Annotated in this window: 24 protein-coding genes, 1 pseudogene and 1 other annotated feature; of the genes and pseudogenes, 6 read left to right on the top strand and 19 right to left on the bottom strand. The window is 34.1% G+C overall.

Translation table 11 applies throughout. The annotated features are described in order from the left end of the window. Positions 1-141: 141 nt before the first annotated feature. From G7059_RS06965 to G7059_RS06990, 5 genes and pseudogenes are all read right to left on the bottom strand, one after another. Positions 142-282: a hypothetical protein gene (locus tag G7059_RS06965; protein WP_166081367.1), complete on the bottom strand. Its 141-nt coding sequence runs from the start codon at positions 280-282 to the stop codon at positions 142-144. A 145-nt stretch (positions 283-427) separates the two neighbouring features. After that, positions 428-754, bottom strand: a pseudogene (locus G7059_RS06970) (IS3 family transposase); the annotation flags it as partial. Positions 755-1,292: 538 nt separating this feature from the next. Beyond that, a complete protein-coding gene (locus tag G7059_RS06980) occupies positions 1,293-2,708 on the bottom strand; it encodes a glycoside hydrolase family 1 protein (protein ID WP_166081370.1) in 1,416 nt (471 codons plus the stop codon). Positions 2,709-2,778: 70 nt separating this feature from the next. Beyond that, positions 2,779-4,053: a PTS sugar transporter subunit IIC gene (locus G7059_RS06985; protein WP_166081371.1), complete on the bottom strand. Its 1,275-nt coding sequence runs from the start codon at positions 4,051-4,053 to the stop codon at positions 2,779-2,781. Between the two features lie 136 nt (positions 4,054-4,189). Beyond that, positions 4,190-5,104 (bottom strand): AraC family transcriptional regulator, encoded by a 915-nt coding sequence (locus G7059_RS06990; RefSeq protein WP_166081372.1) that lies wholly within the window; start codon positions 5,102-5,104, stop codon positions 4,190-4,192. A 213-nt stretch (positions 5,105-5,317) separates the two neighbouring features. On the opposite strand from G7059_RS06990, the gene G7059_RS06995 reads away from it, so the two are divergent. Then, a complete protein-coding gene (locus tag G7059_RS06995) occupies positions 5,318-5,725 on the top strand; it encodes a hypothetical protein (protein WP_166081373.1) in 408 nt (135 codons plus the stop codon). 326 nt (positions 5,726-6,051) lie between these two features. Here G7059_RS06995 and G7059_RS07000 read toward each other — a convergent pair whose 3' ends face one another. After that, on the bottom strand, positions 6,052-6,237 hold the full coding sequence (locus G7059_RS07000; RefSeq protein ID WP_166081374.1) for a hypothetical protein: 186 nt from the start codon (positions 6,235-6,237) through the stop codon (positions 6,052-6,054). Positions 6,238-6,360: 123 nt separating this feature from the next. Between G7059_RS07000 and G7059_RS07005 the strand changes: the two genes are divergently transcribed. The 4 genes from G7059_RS07005 to G7059_RS10590 all read left to right on the top strand — a co-directional run bounded on the left by G7059_RS07005 (position 6,361) and on the right by G7059_RS10590 (position 8,627). Further along, on the top strand, positions 6,361-7,428 hold the full coding sequence (locus G7059_RS07005) for a chromate transporter (protein ID WP_166081375.1): 1,068 nt from the start codon (positions 6,361-6,363) through the stop codon (positions 7,426-7,428). Between the two features lie 170 nt (positions 7,429-7,598). Next, entirely contained in the window at positions 7,599-7,802 is a 204-nt protein-coding gene (locus G7059_RS07010) for a cold-shock protein (protein WP_166081376.1), read from the top strand. A gap of 452 nt (positions 7,803-8,254) precedes the next feature. Then, positions 8,255-8,458 carry a VOC family protein gene (locus tag G7059_RS10425; RefSeq protein ID WP_205700193.1) on the top strand — a complete coding sequence of 68 codons (204 nt, stop codon included), beginning with the start codon at positions 8,255-8,257 and terminating at the stop codon, positions 8,456-8,458. A gap of 34 nt (positions 8,459-8,492) precedes the next feature. Next, a complete protein-coding gene (locus G7059_RS10590; protein WP_255489553.1) occupies positions 8,493-8,627 on the top strand; it encodes a hypothetical protein in 135 nt (44 codons plus the stop codon). A gap of 126 nt (positions 8,628-8,753) precedes the next feature. Here G7059_RS10590 and G7059_RS07020 read toward each other — a convergent pair whose 3' ends face one another. The 3 genes from G7059_RS07020 to dinB all read right to left on the bottom strand — a co-directional run bounded on the left by G7059_RS07020 (position 8,754) and on the right by dinB (position 10,809). Beyond that, positions 8,754-9,014, bottom strand: a complete 261-nt coding sequence (locus G7059_RS07020) for a hypothetical protein (RefSeq protein ID WP_166081377.1) — start codon at positions 9,012-9,014, stop codon at positions 8,754-8,756. Between the two features lie 173 nt (positions 9,015-9,187). Continuing rightward, positions 9,188-9,463, bottom strand: coding sequence for a GNAT family N-acetyltransferase (locus tag G7059_RS07025; RefSeq protein ID WP_166081378.1), 276 nt, complete (start codon positions 9,461-9,463; stop codon positions 9,188-9,190). 74 nt (positions 9,464-9,537) lie between these two features. Then, complete coding sequence (dinB, locus tag G7059_RS07030; RefSeq protein ID WP_166081379.1) at positions 9,538-10,809, bottom strand: DNA polymerase IV; 1,272 nt, start codon at positions 10,807-10,809, stop codon at positions 9,538-9,540. A 152-nt stretch (positions 10,810-10,961) separates the two neighbouring features. Here dinB and G7059_RS07035 point away from each other — a divergent pair, with 152 nt between their 5' ends. Beyond that, on the top strand, positions 10,962-12,302 hold the full coding sequence (locus tag G7059_RS07035; RefSeq protein ID WP_166081380.1) for an APC family permease: 1,341 nt from the start codon (positions 10,962-10,964) through the stop codon (positions 12,300-12,302). Between the two features lie 40 nt (positions 12,303-12,342). On the opposite strand, the gene G7059_RS07040 is transcribed toward G7059_RS07035, so the two are convergent. The 10 genes from G7059_RS07040 to G7059_RS07085 form a co-directional block, all read right to left on the bottom strand. Next, the gene (locus G7059_RS07040) at positions 12,343-12,528 is read right to left on the bottom strand and encodes a YtxH domain-containing protein (protein ID WP_166081381.1); all 186 of its coding nucleotides are present in this window, start codon (positions 12,526-12,528) and stop codon (positions 12,343-12,345) included. 53 nt (positions 12,529-12,581) lie between these two features. Next, positions 12,582-13,301 (bottom strand): YebC/PmpR family DNA-binding transcriptional regulator, encoded by a 720-nt coding sequence (locus G7059_RS07045; protein ID WP_166081382.1) that lies wholly within the window; start codon positions 13,299-13,301, stop codon positions 12,582-12,584. 18 nt (positions 13,302-13,319) lie between these two features. Continuing rightward, positions 13,320-15,692: a phenylalanine--tRNA ligase subunit beta gene (gene pheT / locus G7059_RS07050; RefSeq protein ID WP_166081383.1), complete on the bottom strand. Its 2,373-nt coding sequence runs from the start codon at positions 15,690-15,692 to the stop codon at positions 13,320-13,322. Positions 15,693-15,703: 11 nt separating this feature from the next. Beyond that, positions 15,704-16,735, bottom strand: a complete 1,032-nt coding sequence (pheS, locus tag G7059_RS07055; RefSeq protein ID WP_166081384.1) for a phenylalanine--tRNA ligase subunit alpha — start codon at positions 16,733-16,735, stop codon at positions 15,704-15,706. A gap of 35 nt (positions 16,736-16,770) precedes the next feature. After that, positions 16,771-16,962: a binding site (T-box leader), on the bottom strand. A gap of 122 nt (positions 16,963-17,084) precedes the next feature. Then, entirely contained in the window at positions 17,085-17,516 is a 432-nt protein-coding gene (locus G7059_RS07060; RefSeq protein ID WP_166081385.1) for a GNAT family N-acetyltransferase, read from the bottom strand. A gap of 14 nt (positions 17,517-17,530) precedes the next feature. Continuing rightward, on the bottom strand, positions 17,531-18,385 hold the full coding sequence (locus G7059_RS07065) for a Cof-type HAD-IIB family hydrolase (RefSeq protein ID WP_166081386.1): 855 nt from the start codon (positions 18,383-18,385) through the stop codon (positions 17,531-17,533). A gap of 38 nt (positions 18,386-18,423) precedes the next feature. Continuing rightward, positions 18,424-18,927 (bottom strand): N-acetyltransferase, encoded by a 504-nt coding sequence (locus tag G7059_RS07070; protein WP_166081387.1) that lies wholly within the window; start codon positions 18,925-18,927, stop codon positions 18,424-18,426. Positions 18,928-19,052: 125 nt separating this feature from the next. Continuing rightward, positions 19,053-19,856, bottom strand: coding sequence for a metal ABC transporter permease (locus G7059_RS07075; RefSeq protein WP_166081388.1), 804 nt, complete (start codon positions 19,854-19,856; stop codon positions 19,053-19,055). Continuing rightward, on the bottom strand, positions 19,843-20,529 hold the full coding sequence (locus tag G7059_RS07080) for a metal ABC transporter ATP-binding protein (protein WP_166081389.1): 687 nt from the start codon (positions 20,527-20,529) through the stop codon (positions 19,843-19,845). Before G7059_RS07080 ends, G7059_RS07075 begins: the two co-directional genes overlap by 14 nt. Next, positions 20,522-21,457 carry a metal ABC transporter solute-binding protein, Zn/Mn family gene (locus tag G7059_RS07085; RefSeq protein WP_166081390.1) on the bottom strand — a complete coding sequence of 312 codons (936 nt, stop codon included), beginning with the start codon at positions 21,455-21,457 and terminating at the stop codon, positions 20,522-20,524. The genes G7059_RS07080 and G7059_RS07085 overlap by 8 nt, the downstream gene beginning before the upstream one ends. Between the last annotated feature and the right edge of the window lie 75 nt (positions 21,458-21,532).

The raw sequence follows: 21,532 nt of genomic DNA on the forward strand, positions 1-21,532 counted from the left end.
AAAACTAACAAACCGTCATTCCGATTTCTAATCAAACTAAACTGTTCTAGTCAAGCAAAGCTGCTACAGTAAGGTAGAGTTTGCATAGACCTGATAAGGTGGTTTTCCATTGATAAATGTATAGGGGCGTTTGGAATTGTATCAATTTTCTTCAAAATCTAAAAACGTCGAATCCATTCTTTCTTTTGTTGTAAATGAATAAAGGGTGGTACATTCATGTTTCAATGTATTAAAGTATTGTTCCATGACCGCATTATCATAAGGAAACCCTGCACGACTCATACTTTGCTGTATGTGTCTTTTTTTTCAGTAATCCGTAAATGTGTTTCTGGTAAATTGACTGCCTTGGTCACTGTGAAGTATCAGTCCTACCTCTGGATAATATCTATGAATCGCTTCTTGTAGTGTGGTAATCGTAACTGAGTATTCATGTGATTACCAAACTACAAGAAGCAATTCTACGATCGTATACATCCTGTATAGTGCAGTTATATTGTGGTGTTCCATTTGCTAAATATAAATAGGTGAAGTCAACGCACCACACTCGATTGGGTTTTGAAGCAATGAAATGTTGTTGAACAAGATTGGGAAACACGAGATGCTGCTTCTTGCTTTTATAAGTCTGTTTTTTACGACGAATACTTGAAGCCAATTTCATTTCTCTCATATACTTTCGAACTGTTGAAAGTGAATATGGATATCCTTGATTGGCACAATAGTCACGCATCATTTTGGATCCCATTGTACCTTTAGATTGATGAAACGTTGTACTTCTGCTTTCTTTTCATATTAAGCTGCTTTGCGTTGTTTAAGATAATTATAATATGCGTTTGTACTCATTTGGAATTTACGACAAAGCCATCGTATTCCAAACTCTTCTCCATGATGCCGAATAAATTGATATTCGCTTATTCGATTTCCTTTGCAAAGAATGCCGCTGTTTTTTAGATTCTTCAAAAGATAGTGCTACTTCTTCGATATATGGATTGTTTTGGCATTCTTTGCGGAGTTCTTTAAGTCAGTATTGAAGTGTTCCACTTCCAAAGTAATATTCCTTAGAAAGGCTTTTAATGGTTCTTCCTTCTTTTAAATGGAGTTGAATAATTTCATTTTTAAGTTCATTGGTATATCTTTTCATAGTGTTCTCATTGATTTCATTTTATCATTTTTCCACCCAGTTGTAGCAACTTAAGTATACTAGTACAAAGCATTCAAAATAAAATTGTGTCTCATGACAACACTCTTTTTCTTAAAAAAGTAACAAAGCCACTAAAAAGTGGCTTTTACAATAATTACAGTATTTCTCCATTACTTTCAATAACTTTTTTATACCAATAAAATGAATCTTTGCGATATCGTTCATATGTTCCAAAGCCTTCATTATCTTTATCCACATAAACAAAACCATATCTCTTGCTCATTTCCCCAGTAGATACACTTACTAAATCGATACATCCCCATGGTGTATAACCAATTAAATCTACTCCATCCTCAATAGCATCACGCATCGCGACAATATGTTGGCGGACGTAGTCTATTCTGTAGTCGTCATGTACAGTCTTATCACCATTAAGGATATCATTTGCACCTAATCCATTTTCTACAATAAACAATGGTTTCTGGTAACGATCATACAGTTTATTCAAGTAGATTCTTAATCCAACAGGATCAACTTGCCATCCCCATTCACTTGTTTCTAAATTTGGATTAGGCTCTCCCATTGAAAAATTTCCTATTGTTTTCTCATCACCGAGATTTTCCTCGTTGACTACTGATGACATATAGTATGAAAACGCCAAATAATCTGATGTATAGTTTCTTATCAATTCACTATCGCCATCATGAACTACAATAGAAACATTTTTCTTTTTAAAAAAAGTATTCATGTATGATGGATAATACCCTCTAATTAACACATCAGAAAAGAAAAAAGTACGTCTTTCCTTTTCTAGCGCAGCCATAACATCATTTGGATTGCAAGTTTCAGCATAAATTCCATTACCAGCTATCATGCCTCCAATTTTAAAATCAGGATTAATTTCTCTGGCAAGTTTAGTTACTTTCGCTGCTGCGACAAACTGATGATGCACCGCTTGATATGCTTTTTGGTAGTAATCAGGTGCATCTCTTTTTATGTAAGTTGCGCCACCAAGACTTGAGCACATTATAGTAACGTTTATTTCATTAAAGTTTATCCAATACTTAACTTTGTTTTTATATCTATTCATTAATGTGTTCGCAAATTTAACATACAGATCAATCATTTCTCTGCTTTGCCAACCATTAAATTTCTGAACTAAATTAAGTGGTACATCATAATGAGATATTGTTATTAAGGGTTCAATCTTATATTTCAGAAGCTCATCAATTACTGCATCATAGAACAGTAAACCTTCCTCATTCGCAATATCTTCTTCACCTGTTGGATAAATACGGCTCCAAGATATTGAAGTTCTAAATGTTTTAAAACCCATCTCTGCAAACAATTTAATATCTTCTTTATAAGTGTGATAAAAATCTATTCCTGTATGATACGGATAGTATTCTTCATTTGATATCTCTAGATTATCTTTATATCCTAACCTTCCAGAACCACTTTCTAGAATATCCCCTTGCGAAGGCAGTCGTCCTCCTTCTAAATAGGCTCCTTCCGCTTGAGATGCAGAAATCGCTCCTCCCCATAAAAAATCTTTTGGAAATTTAATCATAATACGTCCTTTCTAAATTACTAAACAAAATTGCACTGAAGAATAAACCTTCAAATGCAATTTTATTATTTTATTGATTGTTCAATTCTTCTTGGTAAGCACGCTTGTCAGCAATCTTGAAGAATGGATAGTAGAGTAAAGTATTTACTAATGTTGCAATCACTACAATTATTCCTAAAGCTAATCCACCTTTAATAAAGGAAGCAATAATTGTTGGAGTTGCCCACGGCAAACTAATCGTCGGATTAAATGTAACTGTACCAATGACTTTTATTATTCCCATAGAAATTACTCCTGGAATTAAGCTTGAGAAAACAAATGGGAAAAAGAAAATTGGGTTCATGATTATAGGAAATCCGAAAACAATAGGTTCGTTGATGTTGAATATATTAGGTATGAGTGACAATCGTCCAACACTTCTTAAGTGTTTTGATTTAGCAAAACTTGCAAGCAATGCTAGACCGAGAGTGTTACCAGTGCCACTATTAAATATACTCCAGAATATTACAAAGAAAGTTGCGTATGGTAGTGGTTCTCCTGCTGCAAATGCGCCAATACATGCAAGCATGGCTGCAGATGTCACTGGGCGGTATACTGATGTGACTGCGGAAGGGTGTATCCCAAAGAACCACATGAAGTTAGCAAACGTATATACGCCAATTAATGCCCATGGTGAGCTACCAAACGACATGATAGGTTGAGCAACTACAGTACTTACAAAAGTGAAAATATTATTATAACTTGTAAAAGTAAATAGATATTTTATTGCAGTTACTAGGATAAATAGGATCATTGAAACAAATACTGGAGACAATGAATCAGAAACCATTGTAGGAACACTCTCTGGTAATTTCAATTTTATATTTTTCTTTGATAAGAAAACATAAAGCTTAGGAACAACGATAGAAATAATCATAGCAACAAAAATTCCATCAGATCCAAGATTACTTGATTTTAATGCTGAAATTGATTCTTCCCCTACAGCAATAGTTTGTGGCATTAGAACCAAGAATACAGCAAGGGTTAAAGTAGCAACTACAATACCATTCTCATTCTCAGCCTGTGCATATTTGTACGCGATTGTTACAACAATATAAATTGCCAGCATATTAAGTGAAGCTGCTAACACCTCATTTAACACCGAGCTCAGACCAATGTTACTTAGAAATTCTAACCACGGTTTTACCGGGAAATTTGTAAGTACGGCAATCATTGAAACACCTAGTGAAACAGGCATCGAAAGCATCATACCCGCTTGCAAGGCATTAAGAGTCTTATTCTTACTTAACTTCTCAGCTAGAGGTCCGATAATACTCTCCATTTTTTCTTGAAGCAAACTAAACATATTCTCCTCCTTAAGGTAAGTTCAATTACCTTATACATCTATATTAGAACTAAGATCAATAATAAAATATTCTTAAATTGCCAAATAACTAGCTAAAATTAACCTCGTAAAAAGACTATCAAATAATTTTGATAGTCTAAGAGTTGTTTTGTCTGAATTCTTTAGGTGTCATTCCATATCTCTTCTTAAACACATTAATGAATGATTTAAAGTTTCCATATCCACATTCAAAACATATTTCTGAAATCATTTTATTCGTATTAATGAGTTCATAAACAGCGTGATTCATGCGAACATCATTTAATACGTCTAAAAATGTAACACCTTTGTTTTTCTTGAATATTTTAGAGATATACTGGGGAGAGCAGTAAAACATATCTGCCACATCAAGAAGTTTAATGTTTTTATCATAGTTTTTATGTATGTAAGAAATTATTTGCGATATTAGTAAATCACTATCCCTCATATCACTATTGATAAGCACAGGATCTTTAGAAATAAAGTTTTTCGTTAACACGGACAGAAATTTATAGAAAGCCGAATTAAACAACATCAAATCATTTATTTCATACTTATCAGAATCACAATCATAATCAAATATATCAGTAAACTCTAAGTACACTGAAATTAAGTCTAGATATTGATAATAAGATTCTGTTGACTGAATTGAAATTGTATTACATTCAAGATTATTAAGTATATTTTGCGGGACAATACTTTGCAGGTATAATCTACTAATTAGCAAAGTTACTTTTTCGCATTTTTCAAGTGCTTCAGAATCATGGAGTATTCCACTTGGAATAAGGAGAAAATCGCCAGAGGATAATAAATATGAATTAGTGCCCAGTGTAATTCTTTGAAGTCCACTTTTTACATATGTAAACTCATACCAATCATGAAAGTGGCTTTCTACTTTGAACCCTTTTAAGGGACTATGGGTAATAAGCACCATATTCTGACGAGAGTTTACTTTTTTATTTCGACTATGATCTAGTAGTGTCACATCTTCATATCTTTGATCATATTTATAGCTAAAGCTTGATTCACTCAAAGCAATCCCCTCCTTGTTCTTAAATGATTAATCTACTTTAGATAATATCACAGTTCTAAAATTATTAACAAACGATTAATTCTATTCATTTATGATTAGTGTAAAAATGACTGAGTCACTAGTAAACTCCATAATGATAGACTTATGAATATTGTTTGGAACGATATTCATATAGTTTAGATTTGATGTCACGTATCAATCTTAGGAGGAAAAATGAAAAATAAAATCTTAAGTATCTTACTATTAGCGTTACTTGCTCTCACTGCGTGTGGAAAAAAAGAAGATGCAATACCTAATAATAAAACCGAAGGAACATCTGAAATTTCCGTTAAACCAGACAGCAATAGTAACAACGATTTTAAAGAGTTGCAAATTGTTGAGTCTGTACACGCTACAGAAGATGATAATTTCTCATATACTTATTCTGTTATTATTGAAAACCCAAATAGCGACTATGAAGTAACCATTCCACGATACAAAGTAGAAGCTTTTGATGAAAACAATAAATCCATTACATACTATGAACAGTTATTACCATACATGGGACCTAACGATCGAATTGCATTCTCTTCAGCAGTTATCACTAAAGACACTAAAGCACAAAAATTGAATTTACAATAACAAATGACCCTATTGAATATGTAAAATCAACATCTTTTAATTATAAAGATTCTTTCACATTCGAAAATACTAACGAAACAAAAGATCAAAATTCAACTGTAATTGTTGGTGATGTAATTAGTAACCTACCCAATGACCAAGATCAAATTGCGATTACAGTATTACTAAGAAAAGACGGAAAAATTATCCATGGTGTGCGTTCTGGATAAGCCACTCCTTTTGAAGCAAAAAATTACTCAGATATTGACTATGACACTTACGAATTATCTGCAATGATTTGGTAATTTTCCTAAAACAGATAAATAAAAACCACTTGATTGTGGTTTTTATTTTAATCTTTCAGGTTTTTGAACAAATGATCGAATGACAGTACCACATTTCAAGCATATTATATAATGAAGCTGTTCTCTTTTCGCCGATAGTTTCCGAGTTGAAGAGACATACGCTTCAACTCCTTGTATACCTGCAACATTTTCTTGACTACCACAGTGTGGGCATTTTTCATCATTCATTATAATCACCCCTCTTAAGCTCATAATATCAGAAATATATATTAAAGAAAACAGTGTGCAAAGTAATTAAAGAATACTATCTATTATGAGATAATCTAAACAACTTGTGTTAAGGAGATTCAGATGAACGAGTTATTTCTGTTATGCTTACGTCTAGGCTTTACTGCTTTTGGTGGCCCTGCTGCTCACATCGCTATCTTGGAAAACGAAGTGGTTGAAAAAAGAAAGTGGATTAATAGCCAAGAATTCCTTGAATTAATGGCTTTCACTAATATTATTCCAGGCCCAAATTCAAGTGAAATGGTAATGGCTGTGGGGTATCACCACTCAAAAAGGAAAGGACTTATCGTAGCAGGCTTTGCATTTATCCTACCTGCACTTTTAATAACCAGTTTAATCACCTTGTTTTTTATCTCTTCAGATTTATCGGTTCTAGAGACTCTTACACTCGCTGTAACTCCCCTTTTGATTGTGATAATTGCATCTGCTCTCATAAAACTAATAAAGAAACAAGAAAAGAGTTTCCTTAACATCTTCCTATTCATAAGTGCGTTAAGTTTAAAACTTCTAAACGTTAATGAAATAATAATCTTCATTTTAGCAGGTCTTCTTTATTTAATTGCTGATAAACTGAAAACAATAAAGCTCTTAATAGTAGAACCTATTTCTCTTTTCGTCATTTTTCTTAGTTTCTTTAAAATTGGAGCCACTCTTTACGGAAGTGGTTATGTATTAATGTCATACTTAAAAACAGAGTTTGTTGATACATTAAGGATCCTTACCGAGCAACAAATAACTCAAGCATTTGCGAGTGGTGAACTTACTCCTGGCCCAGTCTTCACTACTGCTACATCTCTTGGCATTATAATGGCAAATATCCCTGGAGGGATTATAGCCTCAATTGGAATTTTCATCCCTTCATTTACATTTATGTTACTGCTTATGCCATTTAAGAAAAAACTAAGTAGCAATCAAATCATTAAGAAAATACTACAAGGGATTTCTATTGCTGCACTGGCAATTATGGCGCATGTCGTTATTGATTTATTATTATCAATATCGAACAACTCGATACTCATATCATTTTTACTTATTAATTCATTAATTGTCTACAAATCTAAAATGAACTCAATGATTTTGCTCCCCATTAATGCTCTTATCTATTTTCTTGTTACTGCACTCATAAAATAGTGCAATCTATCAAAAGATTAGAAAATTCAAATGAAGCATGCAATTATTTGAAAACATTTTTCTTGCATTTTAATGTGAACGTGTTATAGTTTCAAGTGATAAGATAAAAAATACTCAATAATGCCTTTTGTTATTATTTGTGTACTTATTCTAGACAGGAGGTATTATACATGGAATCAGGAAAAGTAAAATTCTTTAATGCAGAAAAAGGCTTCGGCTTTATTATTGTTGACGGTTCAAACGAAGAAATCTTCGTTCACTTCTCAGCAATCGTATCAGAAGGATACAAAACTCTAAATGAGGGCCAAGCAGTATCATTTGATATTGTTGATGGACAACGCGGTAAACAAGCCGACAATGTTCGCGGACTTTAATTTAAACTAGAGCCTAAGGGCTCTTTTTTTTATGTATGCACAAGAACGCACAAAAAAACTCCTCTTCTAAGGAGTTAATTATCGTTTAATCTGAACGATGCGTTATAAGAATGTTTAAGCAACTGATTTGGTTGCTTTACAAGGTTAACATTTTATTTCAATAAAAGCAAATGAAAAGATATAAATAGTTTAATTTTCATTGTTTATACATGGGATTCCTTACTAATCCATTAATCATTATTGAATTTACACTCATAACTCTATCTAGTAGTTATGATTCGAGGTATAAAACGTCTTTGTTCTCATATGATATTATTCTTGTAATGGGCCTAACAATCTTAATCCCCTACAATCGGATACCTATAATAACTTTTATTCAATTGAAGTGTATGCAAGCTTCTAAGTCTCATATAGACATGGTATATTTACTCCAAGATACAGAGAGACATACTATGAATAGAATAAACTTGATTTGCTTAGGTGTAGAGAACATCAATACTTCTTTAGACTTCTACAAGAGTTTGGGTTTTAATACATTGGCTAAAGTGAACGCAGGAATTGTCTTCTTTGATAACCAAGGATCCAAACTTGAGTTATTTCAAATTGATGAGCTCGCTAAAGATATTAATTTTAGTAAATCCTCCGAGTGTTTGTAAGAATTGCTTTTCAGGGATTACTTTAGCCTGTAATATGAAGTCAATGCAAGAAGTTGATGACCTCTTTAACTTAGTCAATCAAATTGGTGGCACTATAGTTAAGAGCCCCGAAACAGTCTCTTGGGGTGGATACAGTGGTTATTTCCAAAATCCCGATGGATATTATTAGGAAGTAGCTTATGCTTATGATTGGATGTTTGATGAAAATGATATGCTAATAATTGATTAATAACGTTAATAAAAGGGAGCCAAAGACTCCCTTTTCGCTTTAATAAGCTATTTCTTGATTTCATGATTACTTTGTAGAATAGACCTTCCCTACAATACCTTTAATACCTTCAACCGCTATGTCCTCAGGAAGTACAAACCATAAAGGTGTTTTACCAAATAAAGGAAAACCTCCTGGTTTTACATTATCACCATTCCAACGTATAGCATAGGTGTCTTTGTTCTTCCATTTAACCAAAGCCACAGAATAACTATCAGGTCCACCATCATATAGAACACGGATATCAGTTGCCGAACCACTTACTTCTTGCGGAATAATATATGTCATTGTAATTCCTCCTTTACCTAATTATATCACTTATAGATAAGATACAATTGAATATACCTCTATAAAAACACCCCAGTATCAAGTTTGGGGACGTGAATACTGGGGCAATATTAACTAATGTTAACTAAAGTATAACACAAGTTAATTGTTTATATATATTTAAGGCTTACTTTTTATTTCTTTAGTACATCTGAATATTCAGCTTTACGTTTAAATTCCTGAGCTGCGAAAGGACAAAGTGGCATTATTACTTTATTGATTTCACGTGCTAAGTCGACTACATGTTTTACAAGGTCTTCTGCAATTCCTTGTCCACGATAGTCAGGATTTACATAGGTGTGATCGATAATTAATATGTTCTCACCTGCTTGTTGGTAAGTAACCTCACCAATTTCATCACCATTATCATTTAATACATAAAATCTTTTCTCCCCTGCTAATATTTTCATACTATATCCTCCTATGAAATTATTATATCATCAATCATTAATATCTTAAACGATTGTTTAAATATTAAACAAAATTAATCAACATCGTAATCTTTCTTTCTACCTGGGTATAGTACATTACGTCTTTTTGCATCAAAGTTTTCTGTATCTTTATCCATTACTGCACTTGCTCTCTTAATAACATTGTAGCCAAACTTATCACGGAGCTTGTCAATCGTATCATCGATTATAGCTTGTTTTTGATTGGATTCTTTTGTGTTTTCAAAGATAGATATTTGTTCGAATTCGGGATTATCAATAAGATTTGAAACACTGATTCCAATACTACGAAGTGGAATATTAAAAGTATAGTTCTCTTCTAAGAGCATCATTGCAGTTTTTAGTATTTCAGTACTGTTGTTTGTTGCTTTAGATATTCGTTTTTGTCGTGTAATCGTGACTAATTGAATATCTCGCAGAGAAATTGAAATGGTAAAACCTTTCATTTTTTCATCATGCAGTCGTGAAGCTACACTGTCAGCAAGGTGTCTGAAAATTATCTTCGCTTGATGGTTTGTATTTATATCGTGAGGTGGAGTTGTACTATTGCCAATACTTTTTGGAGCTGGCATAACACCTGAGTAATCGACATCCCCCTCTTCTATACCATTAGCAAATTCCCACATCTGCAATCCTTTAACACCAAAATGCTTTTCTAGCTTCTTTACAGAACTTGTTGCAAGATCACCAATGGTATAAATACCCAATGCATTTAATTTCGGTGTCGTTTGCTTTCCAACATATAATAATTCACTGACTGGGAGCGGCCAAACAATTTCTTTGTAGTTTGATCGAGTAATAATGGTCATACCACTTGGTTTGATTAAATCACTTCCAAGTTTCGCAAACACTTTATTCCAACTAACACCTACAGATACTGTCAGTCCATACTCTTCTAATACTCGCCTTTGCATCTCATACGCTAAATCATAAGGTTTACCAAACAAATGATAGGATTCAGTGACATCAATCCATGCTTCGTCCGCTCCATAAGATTCGACTTTATCTGTATATTCACGATAAATATCCTTAACTTTACTGGTGTAGTACATGTACAAATCTGAATGTGGAGTCACAACAACTAAATGAGGACATTTCTTCTTAGCATCTCTTAAGGTTTCTGCTGTCTGAACTCCGTACTCTTTCGCCTTAAGATTTCTAGCTAGGACAATTCCACTTCTACTTTTCTCATCACCGCCAACACACATCGCAACGTTTCTTAACTCCGGATTCATCATTTCTTCAATTTGAGCGAAACAATGATTAATATCGATATGAAAAATAATTCTATCTTTAATCTCACTCATTGTTTCACCTCATTTCTTTATCACTATTATACACACGAAATGTATAGTTTTTTGATTTATTCTCTGAAACATGGTTTTTCCTAAATTTCATTGTTATATTATTCTATCTAGCATATAATTGTAGAGCTTTGTCTATATTAAAGAGGGAAACAATGGATACTAAACAACAAAAATTTGGACTCTTCACGACAATCGCTATGATTGTTGGTGTTGTCATCGGTTCAGGAATATTTTTTAAGGCAGATGAAATACTAATTGCTGCTCAAGGAAATACACTTGTAGGTGCTTTACTACTTACAGTGGGAGCAATTGGAATTGTCTTTGGTGGATTATCAATCGCCACCTATGCACGTGAGAACAGCACTGCAGGTGGCCTAATAACTTATGTGGAAGATGCTTGGGGTAAGACTCTTGGTTATCTTTCCGGATGGTTTCAAGCTATTTTCTACTATCCTGCAATCATTGCTGTACTAAGTTGGATTGCAGCGGTTTACTTAGGAATAATATTTAACATTACAAATCCGGAAGATTATCGACTCTGGTTAATTACACTGATCATTATCGCAAGTTCATTTGGACTCAATATCTTAAATACTTATGCAGCAGGTAAATTTCAAAATATTACCTTAATTATTAAAATAGCGTCGTTGCTTCTTATTTCTTTTGCAGCATTATTCTTAGGTGATAAACAGAACTTCATCGCTGACTCTACAAAAAATATAGAATTGAATTCTGGAATATTCGTTGGTCTTATAGCATGTGCTTTCTCGTACGATGGATGGTTTGTTGCCCCTACGATTGCTCATGAAATTAAAGATCCTAAACGAAACCTGAGTCGTGCTCTCGTTCTCGCTCCACTAATTATTCTTGTTGTTTATCTAATATACTTTATTGGCGTCTCAACCTATCTTGGAGCAGATACTGTAATTGAGCTAGGCGACCAATCCGTTGGTGTTATGGCTCAGTCTCTATTTGGAAAATATGGTGGCCAGTTTATATATGTATGTGTTGTTATTTCAATTCTAGGATCTATTAACGGTTTAGTGCTTAGCTACATTCGACTTCCCTATTCATTAGCATTAAGAGATCGTTTCCCAGCATCATCAACATTTAAGAAAATGAATACTAATTATAGCATTCCATTAAACTCTGCATGGTTAACAATATTCCTTGTATTATCTTGGATTGGTTTACATGCTCTCAGTGTTTTTAAAATTAATATTCTTGGTTTAAACTTCTCATTCCTTCAAATCGATAGTTTACCGATTGTATTAACTTACTTCTTCTATGTATCACTTTATATTGCACTAATAAGAAAACAAATTAAAACAAAACAGTATAGCTTTAGAGATGGTATCTTATACCCTGCTTTAGCAACTCTTGGAGCATCACTTGTTCTCTATGGAGGGCTCACACAACCAGGAGTTCTCATTTATTTCTTTATTTCCTTTGCAGGAATTGCAGTTGGATACCTATTTATGCATAAAGACTAAAAAAGAGCGTTTCATCAAGAAACACTCTTTTCTTTTATCATTATTTCTTAAAAACTTCTTTTGCTTTTTCAACTAAATCTTCAGTTGCTTCTTTTACATCATCAACTGCATCAGTAGTTTTTTCTTTAGCATCTTCGGCGAGGTCTTTGGCTTTATCAACAACATCTTCTGCAGAGTCTTTGACTTTGTCCATTGCCTCTTTTGCTTTATCTAAAATATCATTCATCTTACAACCCTCCCTTAATCATAGTATAAAACGATTTGGGAAGTTTTTTCAAGTTAAACGATTTCAATATTATGATAATAGTTTTGAACGTCTTCTACTTCATCAAGCATAGCAATCATTTTTTCATACATCGGCATATCTTCTTCAGATAGCGTGACATACTCGTGAGCTAAGTAAGTAATCTCTAATACATCAAAATTTATTTCACCTAGTTTTTCTTCAATTGCATCTTTAGCTTTATGAAGACTTGAAGGTTCTACAGTTACAGTGATTGTGCCTTCTTCAAGTTCAATATCTTGAAGTTCAACATCATTCTCCAAGAGAACTTCCATAATTAATTCTTCGTCATCATAAGCAAACGAGAGAAGTCCTACATGGTCATAACCGTGCATTACAGAACCATTAACACCCATCTTACCTTTAGACTTAGTAAAGCAGTTACGTACTTCACTAACCGTTCTATTATCGTTATCCGTTAAGCACTCAACAATAAATGTCGAAGCACCAGGTCCAAACCCTTCATAAACTACTGAATGGTAGCTTTCATCAGAACCACCTTTTGCTTTATCGATTGCACGTTTAATTACGTCAGCAGGAACTTGTTTTGCTCTTGCCTCATCAATCATACGCTTCAATCCAACATTCATTTCTGGATCAGGAACTCCAGCTTTTGCTGCCATGTAGATTTCCTTACCATAACGTGAATATACCTTTGTTTTTGCTGCGGCTGTTTTAGCCATTGATGCTTTACGAACTTCAAATGCGCGTCCCATATATCTTATCTCCTGTTTCTATCGTATCTCAACATTTAGTTTTTCAACAAGTAATGTTTCTATCTGATTCATTATATCATTAATTTCTTCAACTTCTAAAGTGCGATTTTGACCAAAGCTTAATTCTAAGGCAATAGATTTCTTATCTCCAAGTTTCTCAGATTCAAAAACATCAAAGACATTTAATCCTACTAAGTAACGTTTCGAACCTTTTTCAATTAATTGAATTAAGTCTTGAACAACAACATCTTTATCACAAAGAATAGATAAGTCTCTAGTAACAACAGGATACTTAGAAATTGCTGTTGCTTTAATTTGACCGGATTTACGTGATAATAGTGCATCTAAATCAATCTCACAGTAAACTGCATCTGATAAATCATTAGCAGCTACTACTGTTGGATGAAGATGTCCTAGAGTCCCGATTACTTGACGATCTAATGTAATAACAGCACTTTTGAATGGGTGCATTACATGAGTATCAAGGTCTTTTGTTGTAAAACCAATACGTTTACTTTGATAACCAAGCTTATCAAGAAGTGATAACACCATACCCTTTAGAGTATAGAAATCTAATTTAACGGCTGCTTTAGTCCAATTTTCTTGACCAACAACTCCTTGTCCAATAAGCGCAAGACGTGTAGAATTCTTCTCTTTAGAATAAATTCTGCTATGTTCGAAATATAAACCATCTTGTATCTTATGTGAGTTATTGTATGCTAATGTCTCCAACATTGAAGGATAGAGTTGATTACGAATAAATGCTCGTTTATCACTCATTGGACTCATTAATGATACGGGTTCACCCAATGCCATAAAGCCTTTTGTAAATGATTCTTCAACAAGAGTGTAACTATTAATTTGATTCGCACCAAAACCTAGTAACACAGATTCGATTAATCTAATAGTTCTTTGAAGTGGTGTTAATGTTCCCATTGTTAAATCAAGTAGTGGTAATGTCTCTTCTAAGACATCATAACCAACGATTCGAATTACTTCTTCAATAAGATCAACATCAAGTTCGATATCACGACGATAAGATGGAATAGTACATGTAATCTCATCACCATTGACTGTTGGTTCAAAATTAAGTCTCTCAAAGACGTTTACAAGCGTTTCTAGAGATAAAGCTGTTCCAAGGTAGTCATTGACTCGTTTTAAGCCAACTGACACCTGTGGAGCTTTAAAACCGATGACACCATACTTAACAGTCTCTTCAAGTCCATCTGCATCAGCATATTCTTTAAGAAGATGAACAGAACGAGCAATAGCAAGTTCTAAACCTAATGGATCCATTGGTTTTGTAAAGCGTGCTGAAGACTCTGAGAAAATACCCAAGCGTGTTGATGTCTTACGTACAGACACATTATTAAAACGTGCTGCTTCAATAATAATTCCACGAGTATTATCGGTAATCATTGAATTTCCTAGACCCATGATACCAGCAATCCCAACAGGAGTATCTCCGTTCATGATGACTAAGTCACCTTTTTGTAAGGTGTATTCTTTTTCATCTAAAGCGAGATACGTTCCTTCAACATCATCTTTTACTGTTAATGATTGGTTTGCAAGGAAATCAATATCATAGTAATGAAGTGGTTGCCCAGTTTCTAGCATTACTAAGTTAGAGATATCAACAACATTATTAATAGGTTTAATCCCTGATGCAATTAATACTTCACGAATCCATAATGGAGATTGTTTAATTGTAACTTTATTAACGACTTTTCCATAAAACGATGTCGCTTTCTCTGTTTCTGATCCAGTAGTAAGCGATGTTTTTGAACCTTCATCTTCTGTACCATCAAGTGTAGGTAATGAAACACTTCTTTCAAATATTGCCCCTACTTCTTTTGCAACAGCAAACATGGATAAGAAGTCAGAACGGTTAGGTGTTTGTGAAACATCTAGTATTTCATCATCCATACCTAAAGCAACTGCTGGGTTTGATCCAGGTTCTGCTGGTTCTAAAACTACAATTCCTTCTTTTTGTTCTTCTGTTTGATATTTCTCAGCAACTCCGAGTTCATTAAGAGAACAAATCATACCTCGTGATTCAACACCACGGATGCTTGTTTCTTTAATTGATAAACGAGGAAGTTCTGCACCAACAAGTGCTACAACAACATATTGGTCCTTCGCAATATTCGCTGCACCACAAACAATCTGTTCAACATGCGACCCAACATTAACTTGAGTAACATGTAAATGATCACTGTCTGGGTGTGGAACACATTCTAAAACATGTCCTACAACTAATTGAGTACCTTGAATAATTGTAGAAATACCTTCAACTTCAAGTCCTGCATTGGTAAGACGGTCTGCAATTTCTTCTGTGCTAATGCCGTCTAAGTTAACATAGCGTTCTAATAATTTTCGACTAACTAACATAATTTCCTCTCCTACTCGTAACGTTTAAATTGCTCAATAAAGCGTTTATCATTTGTATAGAATGAACGGATATCTTCAATACCGTACTTAAGCATTGCGATACGTTCAACCCCTGCTCCAAATGCAAAACCAGTAAGTGTTGGGTCTGTATATCCTGCATCTCTTAATACATGAGGATGCACCATACCAGCACCTAGGATTTCAATCCATCCTGTATGCTTACATACATTACAACCTTTACCATTACAAATATGACAGGAAACATCAACTTCTACTGATGGCTCTGTAAATTGGAAATATGATGGTCTAAAGCGGATAACACGATCATCTCCAAACATACGTTTAGCGAATAATGACAACGTTCCTTTAAGATCACTTAATGTTATGTTATGACCTACTACTAAGCCTTCTGTTTGAACGAATTGATGTGAATGTGTTGCATCATCGTCATCACGACGGTATACCTTACCAGGGCATATTACCTTTAATGGAATATGTGGTGCATTCTCTTCAAGAGCACGTGTTTGAATTGCAGTTGTATGCGTACGTAATAATGTGTGTTCATCAATATAAAATGTATCTTGCATTTCACGAGCTGGGTGATCTTGAGGAATGTTTGCACGTTCAAAGTTATACAAATCAAGCTCGATTTCATCACCTTCGACAACTTGATAACCCATCTCACGGAAAACATCTTCAATTTCACGTTGAATAATAATCAATGGATTTTGAGCTCCAATTGTAAATTCCGGACCAGGAAGTGTAATATCAATTGCATCTTCCTTCATTTTTCGTTCTAAACGAATTGCTTCAAGTTCAGAAACCTTTTGTTGATATGCTGATTCAATCTTTTCTTTGACTTCATTTACTTTCTTACCAAACATTGGACGTTCTTCATTGGATAAGTTTCGCATTTGACCCATCACTGAAGTTAGATGTCCTTTTTTACTTAAATATGCAATTCTTACTTCATTTAATTGTTCTAAAGTTTCAGCCTTATTAATAGCTTCTAACCCATTAACAATAATATCTTTCAGTTCCATAATATCCTCCCTTAACAATAAAAAAGTACCGCACGTCCAGGAACGTCGAGCGCGGTACCATCCTGATTTATACTTGAGTATACATCTCTTATGTTCTTAACGCGAACTTACGAAGGTGATTAGCCTCTCTCTAAGGTGAATTCATTGAGCATCTTATATGGTTTTGCAGCACCAACCACTCTCTTTAATAAGATTACTTAACTACTAGTCCTCTTCATCGATTTATACGCCTTTTATTATAGCAAAAGACCGATTAGATAACAAGGAAACAATACTGAGTTAGTGGTAAAATCAGTCTAACGAAAGAATAAAGCACGATACCATACAGATTTCTTGGTTTATCCTACGGTTATTCAATGATTTTTGAATAGCCAAAGGACTTTTGGTGGAACCCGTACTTCTGATAAAATTCATGAGCAGCTTTGCGCTCATCTCTCATGCCGCTATTCAAGGTCATGATATTTATTCCTTGATTTTTACACCACTTCTCAACAAACTGAAGCATTGCTTGAGCATAGCCTTTACCACGATACTTACCATCAACAACCAGTGCAAGAATACGGGCATACAGTTCATCACTTTCGAACTGATGCATAACGCAGTAGCCACACATCCCTACAATCTTACCACCAAAATCAACTCCAATAAGGTAATAACTCTTGTCTTCTAGAATACCAGTTAATCTTTTCTTGATTGAATACGGCTCACTAGGATAGCCTAAGTCACTAAAGAGTGGAGTCAGCGATTCAAAGTCATTTATCTCTATGTTTCGTACAATCATAGTGTCTCCTAATACTATTCGCGATTCGCAATATACTTCTTAATATATCGTGACCAACCATTTTCATCATTATTATAGTCAGTTACAAACAAAGCATGCTCTTTAACATAGTCGGAAGCATTTAACATTGCTATAGAGTTTTCTGATGCCTTAAACATCTCTATATCATTCTCTCCGTCGCCTATTGTTAGGATTTGTTGATTAGCAATTTGAATCTTATTTGCAAGACGTAAAACAGCTTCTAACTTTGTAGCATCCTTATGTGATATCTCTACATTTTTATAGTACGAAGAAGTAATATGGTAATCTTCAAAATCTGGTAAAGTATTTAAAAACTCGATAACATCATCTTTATCACTTACAGTTCCAAAGTTTAAATGTATTTTTTCAATACCTTCACTCTCTTTTATTTTATTTACTAATGATTCTACATCTAATAACTTTCGACTTCGATTAAAGAAACGAATTACCTCTTCTCGTTCTTCTTCTGACTTTGCAACAATGTTCTTCAAAGAGTCGTTATCTGTGATAATATCGCCAAACATGGCAACTGTAATTACGGCTTTGAAGTCTTGAAGTTGGCGAAGTAAAGGTAGTATACGGTCTTTATCCATTAATACCTTTTCAATATATTTCTCATGTTGGTGGTCATAGATTGCTGCCCCGTTCGATGTAATCGTATAACGAATAGCGTTCGTTTCCAATACATTAACAGGAAGCCCTTTTAAATGACGACTTGTAACAAGTGTTACAAAGCGACCTTCATGATCCAACTCCTTGATATAATTGAAGTTTTCTTGCGAAATACTTCGGTCAGAGCTAAGTAATGTTCCATCAATATCTGTAGCAATTAATTTTATTGTTTTCATACTTTCCCCTCATCCACTCTTTTAGTGTATCTACATTTCTATTTATTCTTTAGTTTACGTATTTCAAATTCAGAGTTATATAAGACTTCTTTACGAACAACATCAAATTTACACTTATCAAAATCTTTACGTACAGAAATAGTATTTAAGCACTCATACCCAAGTTTTCGATACAAACGAATTGCTTTCTCATTTCTAGCTGCCGCCTCAATATAAAGCGATTCCGAATAAGTACGAACAATTTCCTCAACAAGCACAATTACTCGCGTTCCAATTCCTTTGTTTTGATAAATAGGTAAGACAAATATGTCTTCCAACCAATCGATACCTGCGCCACGACTTCCCAAATGGACAAAGCCAATCAATTCTTGATGATATACAATAAAATATAATTGATGACCTTCTTGTGTCCAATGATGTAAATCTTCTAAAGCCGCTTCATCTGATTGTTTAATACCATTGTGAGACAACCAAAAAGATTTAATAAGCGAGAGCGCTTGCGACTTTTCATTGCGATATTCTTGAAGTAAAATATCGGCCATTACATTTCCTCCTTTACCTTTGAAACACGCTATGATTTAACTATACCAAGACAAGTCTTGTTTCTCAAGATTTCACTGCAGTTTAGGTAATCTTCCATAAAAAAAAGATAATCTTATCGATTATCTCATTTTCTTACAACTTTATTTATTTGTTGAGTAACAATTGTGATCATGAGTAAAGCAATACTTAATAAGACAATAGTTCCTCCAGGTGCTAAATTAAGGTAATAAGAAGCTGCAAGACCTCCCCAAACAGAGACTAAGGAATACACCATAGCAATAAACATTGTTTGGCGATAACTTTTTTCAAGTTGAAGTGATGTTGCTGTTGGAATTACCATTAATGACGAGACAATTAATGCACCAACGATTCGAGATCCTACAGAAATTGTGATTGCAGTTAATATCATAAAGATTGTATTGACTCGTTTTACATTAATTCCTGATAACGTTGCCGCTGTTTCGTCAAAAGCAATAAAGAAGAAATCTCTATAATAATATAAAGAAATAATCACAATGATTACTGATAGGATGATTGCATACATACTATCACTTCCACCGATCGCTACAATACTACCGAATAGGAAACTATTGAAACTTGCTGGACTTTCTACAAATCCTAACAATACTGCTGATAATCCTATCCCAAAGGCCATGATGATTGCGGTTGCTAGTTCTGTATATTTACCAAATCGATCTTGAATATACTGAATACTTAAAGTAGCGACTATCGCCATTAGAATTGCTCCTAGAAGTGGATTCACATTAAGAATCAATCCAATCGCAATACCACTTAATGAAACATGGGATAATGCATCACCAACCATAGACATTCTTTTAAACACAATAAGGTTACCAATCATTGGAATCACAATTGCTAAGAGTCCTCCAACAATAAATGCGGTTCTCATAAACTCATATCGAAACATTAGGATCTACCTCACTTACAGAGTAATCAAAGACTTCAAACACTCTATTGATTCTACTTTCTTGGTGACTGTGTTGATGGGTAATCATGATAATCGTGATATCGTGTACTTCATTTATGTGGTCAAGCAAAGTATAAAGCGCTTCTATTGACTCTTTATCAAGACCACTTGTAGGCTCATCCAATAATAGAATTTCAGGATTCATCATGAGTTCTCGTGCAATAAGGACTCTTTGAAGTTGTCCACCTGACAATGTGCTAATGAGTCTATGTGCGTACTCTTCCATCCCTACATGACGAAGTGTTTTCATAGCTTCTTGAACACGACGATGATTACTAAAATTAAAGAAATTTCCTTTGGGTAAGCGTAAGAGTATTACTTCCAATACTGTTGCCGGAAAGGCAGAAACTTGGAGCAATCCTCCTTGAGGAACATATCCTAAAGATGCATAGTTTTTTAATTGCAGTACATCTGTCCCAAAAAGTTCTACGGATCCCTTTTGAGGCTTCAGTAAGCCTAAAAGCAATTGCATCAACGTTGACTTGCCGCTACCATTCGAGCCCACAATCGCTACAAAATCACGTGCTTGAATGTCAAATGAAACGTCTTTAAGTACAGCTCGCTTCTCATATGAAAAGCTTAGATTTTTAACTTGAATTACTGGATTATTCACGAATTAACCCTTCTTTCAATGAATTGAAGTTTTCTTGCATTAAAGAAAGATATGTATCTCCTTTAGCAATTTGTTCCTTAGTTAAAGATTCAATTGTGTGTAAGGGAAAGACCTTTACACCTGTTTCTTTTGTAATAACATCAATGAGTTTTGTAGCATTCGATGGATCGACAAAGAATGCTTTAATACCTTCAGTTTGAATTGTATCTAAGATGTTCTCTAGCTCTTTAGGAGTAGGTTCTTCTTTTAACATACTTGCCATCAATCCCTTTTGATGAAGTCCATAGTCATGAGCTAGATAAGCATAAGCTTGATGATCTACTAAGAAATCATGATTTGGTAGTGACTTAAGGCTTTCAAAGTCTCTGTCTAAATCTTGAAGTTTTGAAATATACGATCTTGTATTGCTTATATATGTATCTTTATTATCTGAGTCAATTTCAGAAAGAACATCTCGAATTAGCGATACTTCCTTAATGGCATTTTTAGGACTAAGCCATGTATGAGGATCAAATGCTCCATGATCATGTCCATCATGGTCGTCATGGTCATGCTCTTCATGGTCATGGTCTTCCTCGCTGTTTTCAATTAAATTAACAACAGAACTGAGTTCTACCGTTTTGACTTTATCTTTATTTAATGTTGATAATACTGATTCAAGCCATGGTTCCATACCAGCTCCATGATAAACAAATACATCCGCATCATGAATTGCTGCAACAACTTGTGGACTTGGTTCATAGTCGTGAGCATCAACACCTTCTGGCATTACTAATTTAACAGTAGCCTTATCCCCTGCTACTTCTTGAGTAAAATCATAAACCGGATAAAAACTGGTCATAATTACTAAATTCTCTGTTTGTTTAACGGATTGTGAACAGCCTACCAACATAAATAATACTGCTACAATCGATATAATCTTTTTCATACTCCACCTCTAGTTGCAAATGATTCGCAACTACAATTATAGATATCTACCTCCAAATTGTCAACAAAAATAATT

The organism is Erysipelothrix sp. HDW6A, from assembly GCF_011400295.1.
Classification (GTDB): domain Bacteria; phylum Bacillota_I; class Bacilli_A; order Erysipelotrichales; family Erysipelotrichaceae; genus Erysipelothrix.

Bases quoted from the DNA above. Each gene is read 5' to 3' on its own strand.
- G7059_RS06965 (WP_166081367.1), bottom strand. From the start codon at position 282: ATGAGTCGTGCAGGGTTTCCTTATGATAATGCGGTCATGGAACAATAC.
- G7059_RS06980 (WP_166081370.1), bottom strand. From the start codon at position 2,708: ATGATTAAATTTCCAAAAGATTTTTTATGGGGAGGAGCGATTTCTGCA.
- G7059_RS06985 (WP_166081371.1), bottom strand. From the start codon at position 4,053: ATGTTTAGTTTGCTTCAAGAAAAAATGGAGAGTATTATCGGACCTCTA.
- G7059_RS06995 (WP_166081373.1), top strand. From the start codon at position 5,318: ATGAAAAATAAAATCTTAAGTATCTTACTATTAGCGTTACTTGCTCTC.
- G7059_RS07000 (WP_166081374.1), bottom strand. From the start codon at position 6,237: ATGAATGATGAAAAATGCCCACACTGTGGTAGTCAAGAAAATGTTGCA.
- G7059_RS07005 (WP_166081375.1), top strand. From the start codon at position 6,361: ATGAACGAGTTATTTCTGTTATGCTTACGTCTAGGCTTTACTGCTTTT.
- G7059_RS07010 (WP_166081376.1), top strand. From the start codon at position 7,599: ATGGAATCAGGAAAAGTAAAATTCTTTAATGCAGAAAAAGGCTTCGGC.
- G7059_RS10425 (WP_205700193.1), top strand. From the start codon at position 8,255: ATGAATAGAATAAACTTGATTTGCTTAGGTGTAGAGAACATCAATACT.
- G7059_RS10590 (WP_255489553.1), top strand. From the start codon at position 8,493: ATGAAGTCAATGCAAGAAGTTGATGACCTCTTTAACTTAGTCAATCAA.
- G7059_RS07020 (WP_166081377.1), bottom strand. From the start codon at position 9,014: ATGACATATATTATTCCGCAAGAAGTAAGTGGTTCGGCAACTGATATC.
- G7059_RS07025 (WP_166081378.1), bottom strand. From the start codon at position 9,463: ATGAAAATATTAGCAGGGGAGAAAAGATTTTATGTATTAAATGATAAT.
- dinB (WP_166081379.1), bottom strand. From the start codon at position 10,809: ATGAGTGAGATTAAAGATAGAATTATTTTTCATATCGATATTAATCAT.
- G7059_RS07035 (WP_166081380.1), top strand. From the start codon at position 10,962: ATGGATACTAAACAACAAAAATTTGGACTCTTCACGACAATCGCTATG.
- G7059_RS07040 (WP_166081381.1), bottom strand. From the start codon at position 12,528: ATGAATGATATTTTAGATAAAGCAAAAGAGGCAATGGACAAAGTCAAA.
- G7059_RS07045 (WP_166081382.1), bottom strand. From the start codon at position 13,301: ATGGGACGCGCATTTGAAGTTCGTAAAGCATCAATGGCTAAAACAGCC.
- pheT (WP_166081383.1), bottom strand. From the start codon at position 15,692: ATGTTAGTTAGTCGAAAATTATTAGAACGCTATGTTAACTTAGACGGC.
- pheS (WP_166081384.1), bottom strand. From the start codon at position 16,735: ATGGAACTGAAAGATATTATTGTTAATGGGTTAGAAGCTATTAATAAG.
- G7059_RS07060 (WP_166081385.1), bottom strand. From the start codon at position 17,516: ATGATTGTACGAAACATAGAGATAAATGACTTTGAATCGCTGACTCCA.
- G7059_RS07065 (WP_166081386.1), bottom strand. From the start codon at position 18,385: ATGAAAACAATAAAATTAATTGCTACAGATATTGATGGAACATTACTT.
- G7059_RS07070 (WP_166081387.1), bottom strand. From the start codon at position 18,927: ATGGCCGATATTTTACTTCAAGAATATCGCAATGAAAAGTCGCAAGCG.
- G7059_RS07075 (WP_166081388.1), bottom strand. From the start codon at position 19,856: ATGTTTCGATATGAGTTTATGAGAACCGCATTTATTGTTGGAGGACTC.
- G7059_RS07085 (WP_166081390.1), bottom strand. From the start codon at position 21,457: ATGAAAAAGATTATATCGATTGTAGCAGTATTATTTATGTTGGTAGGC.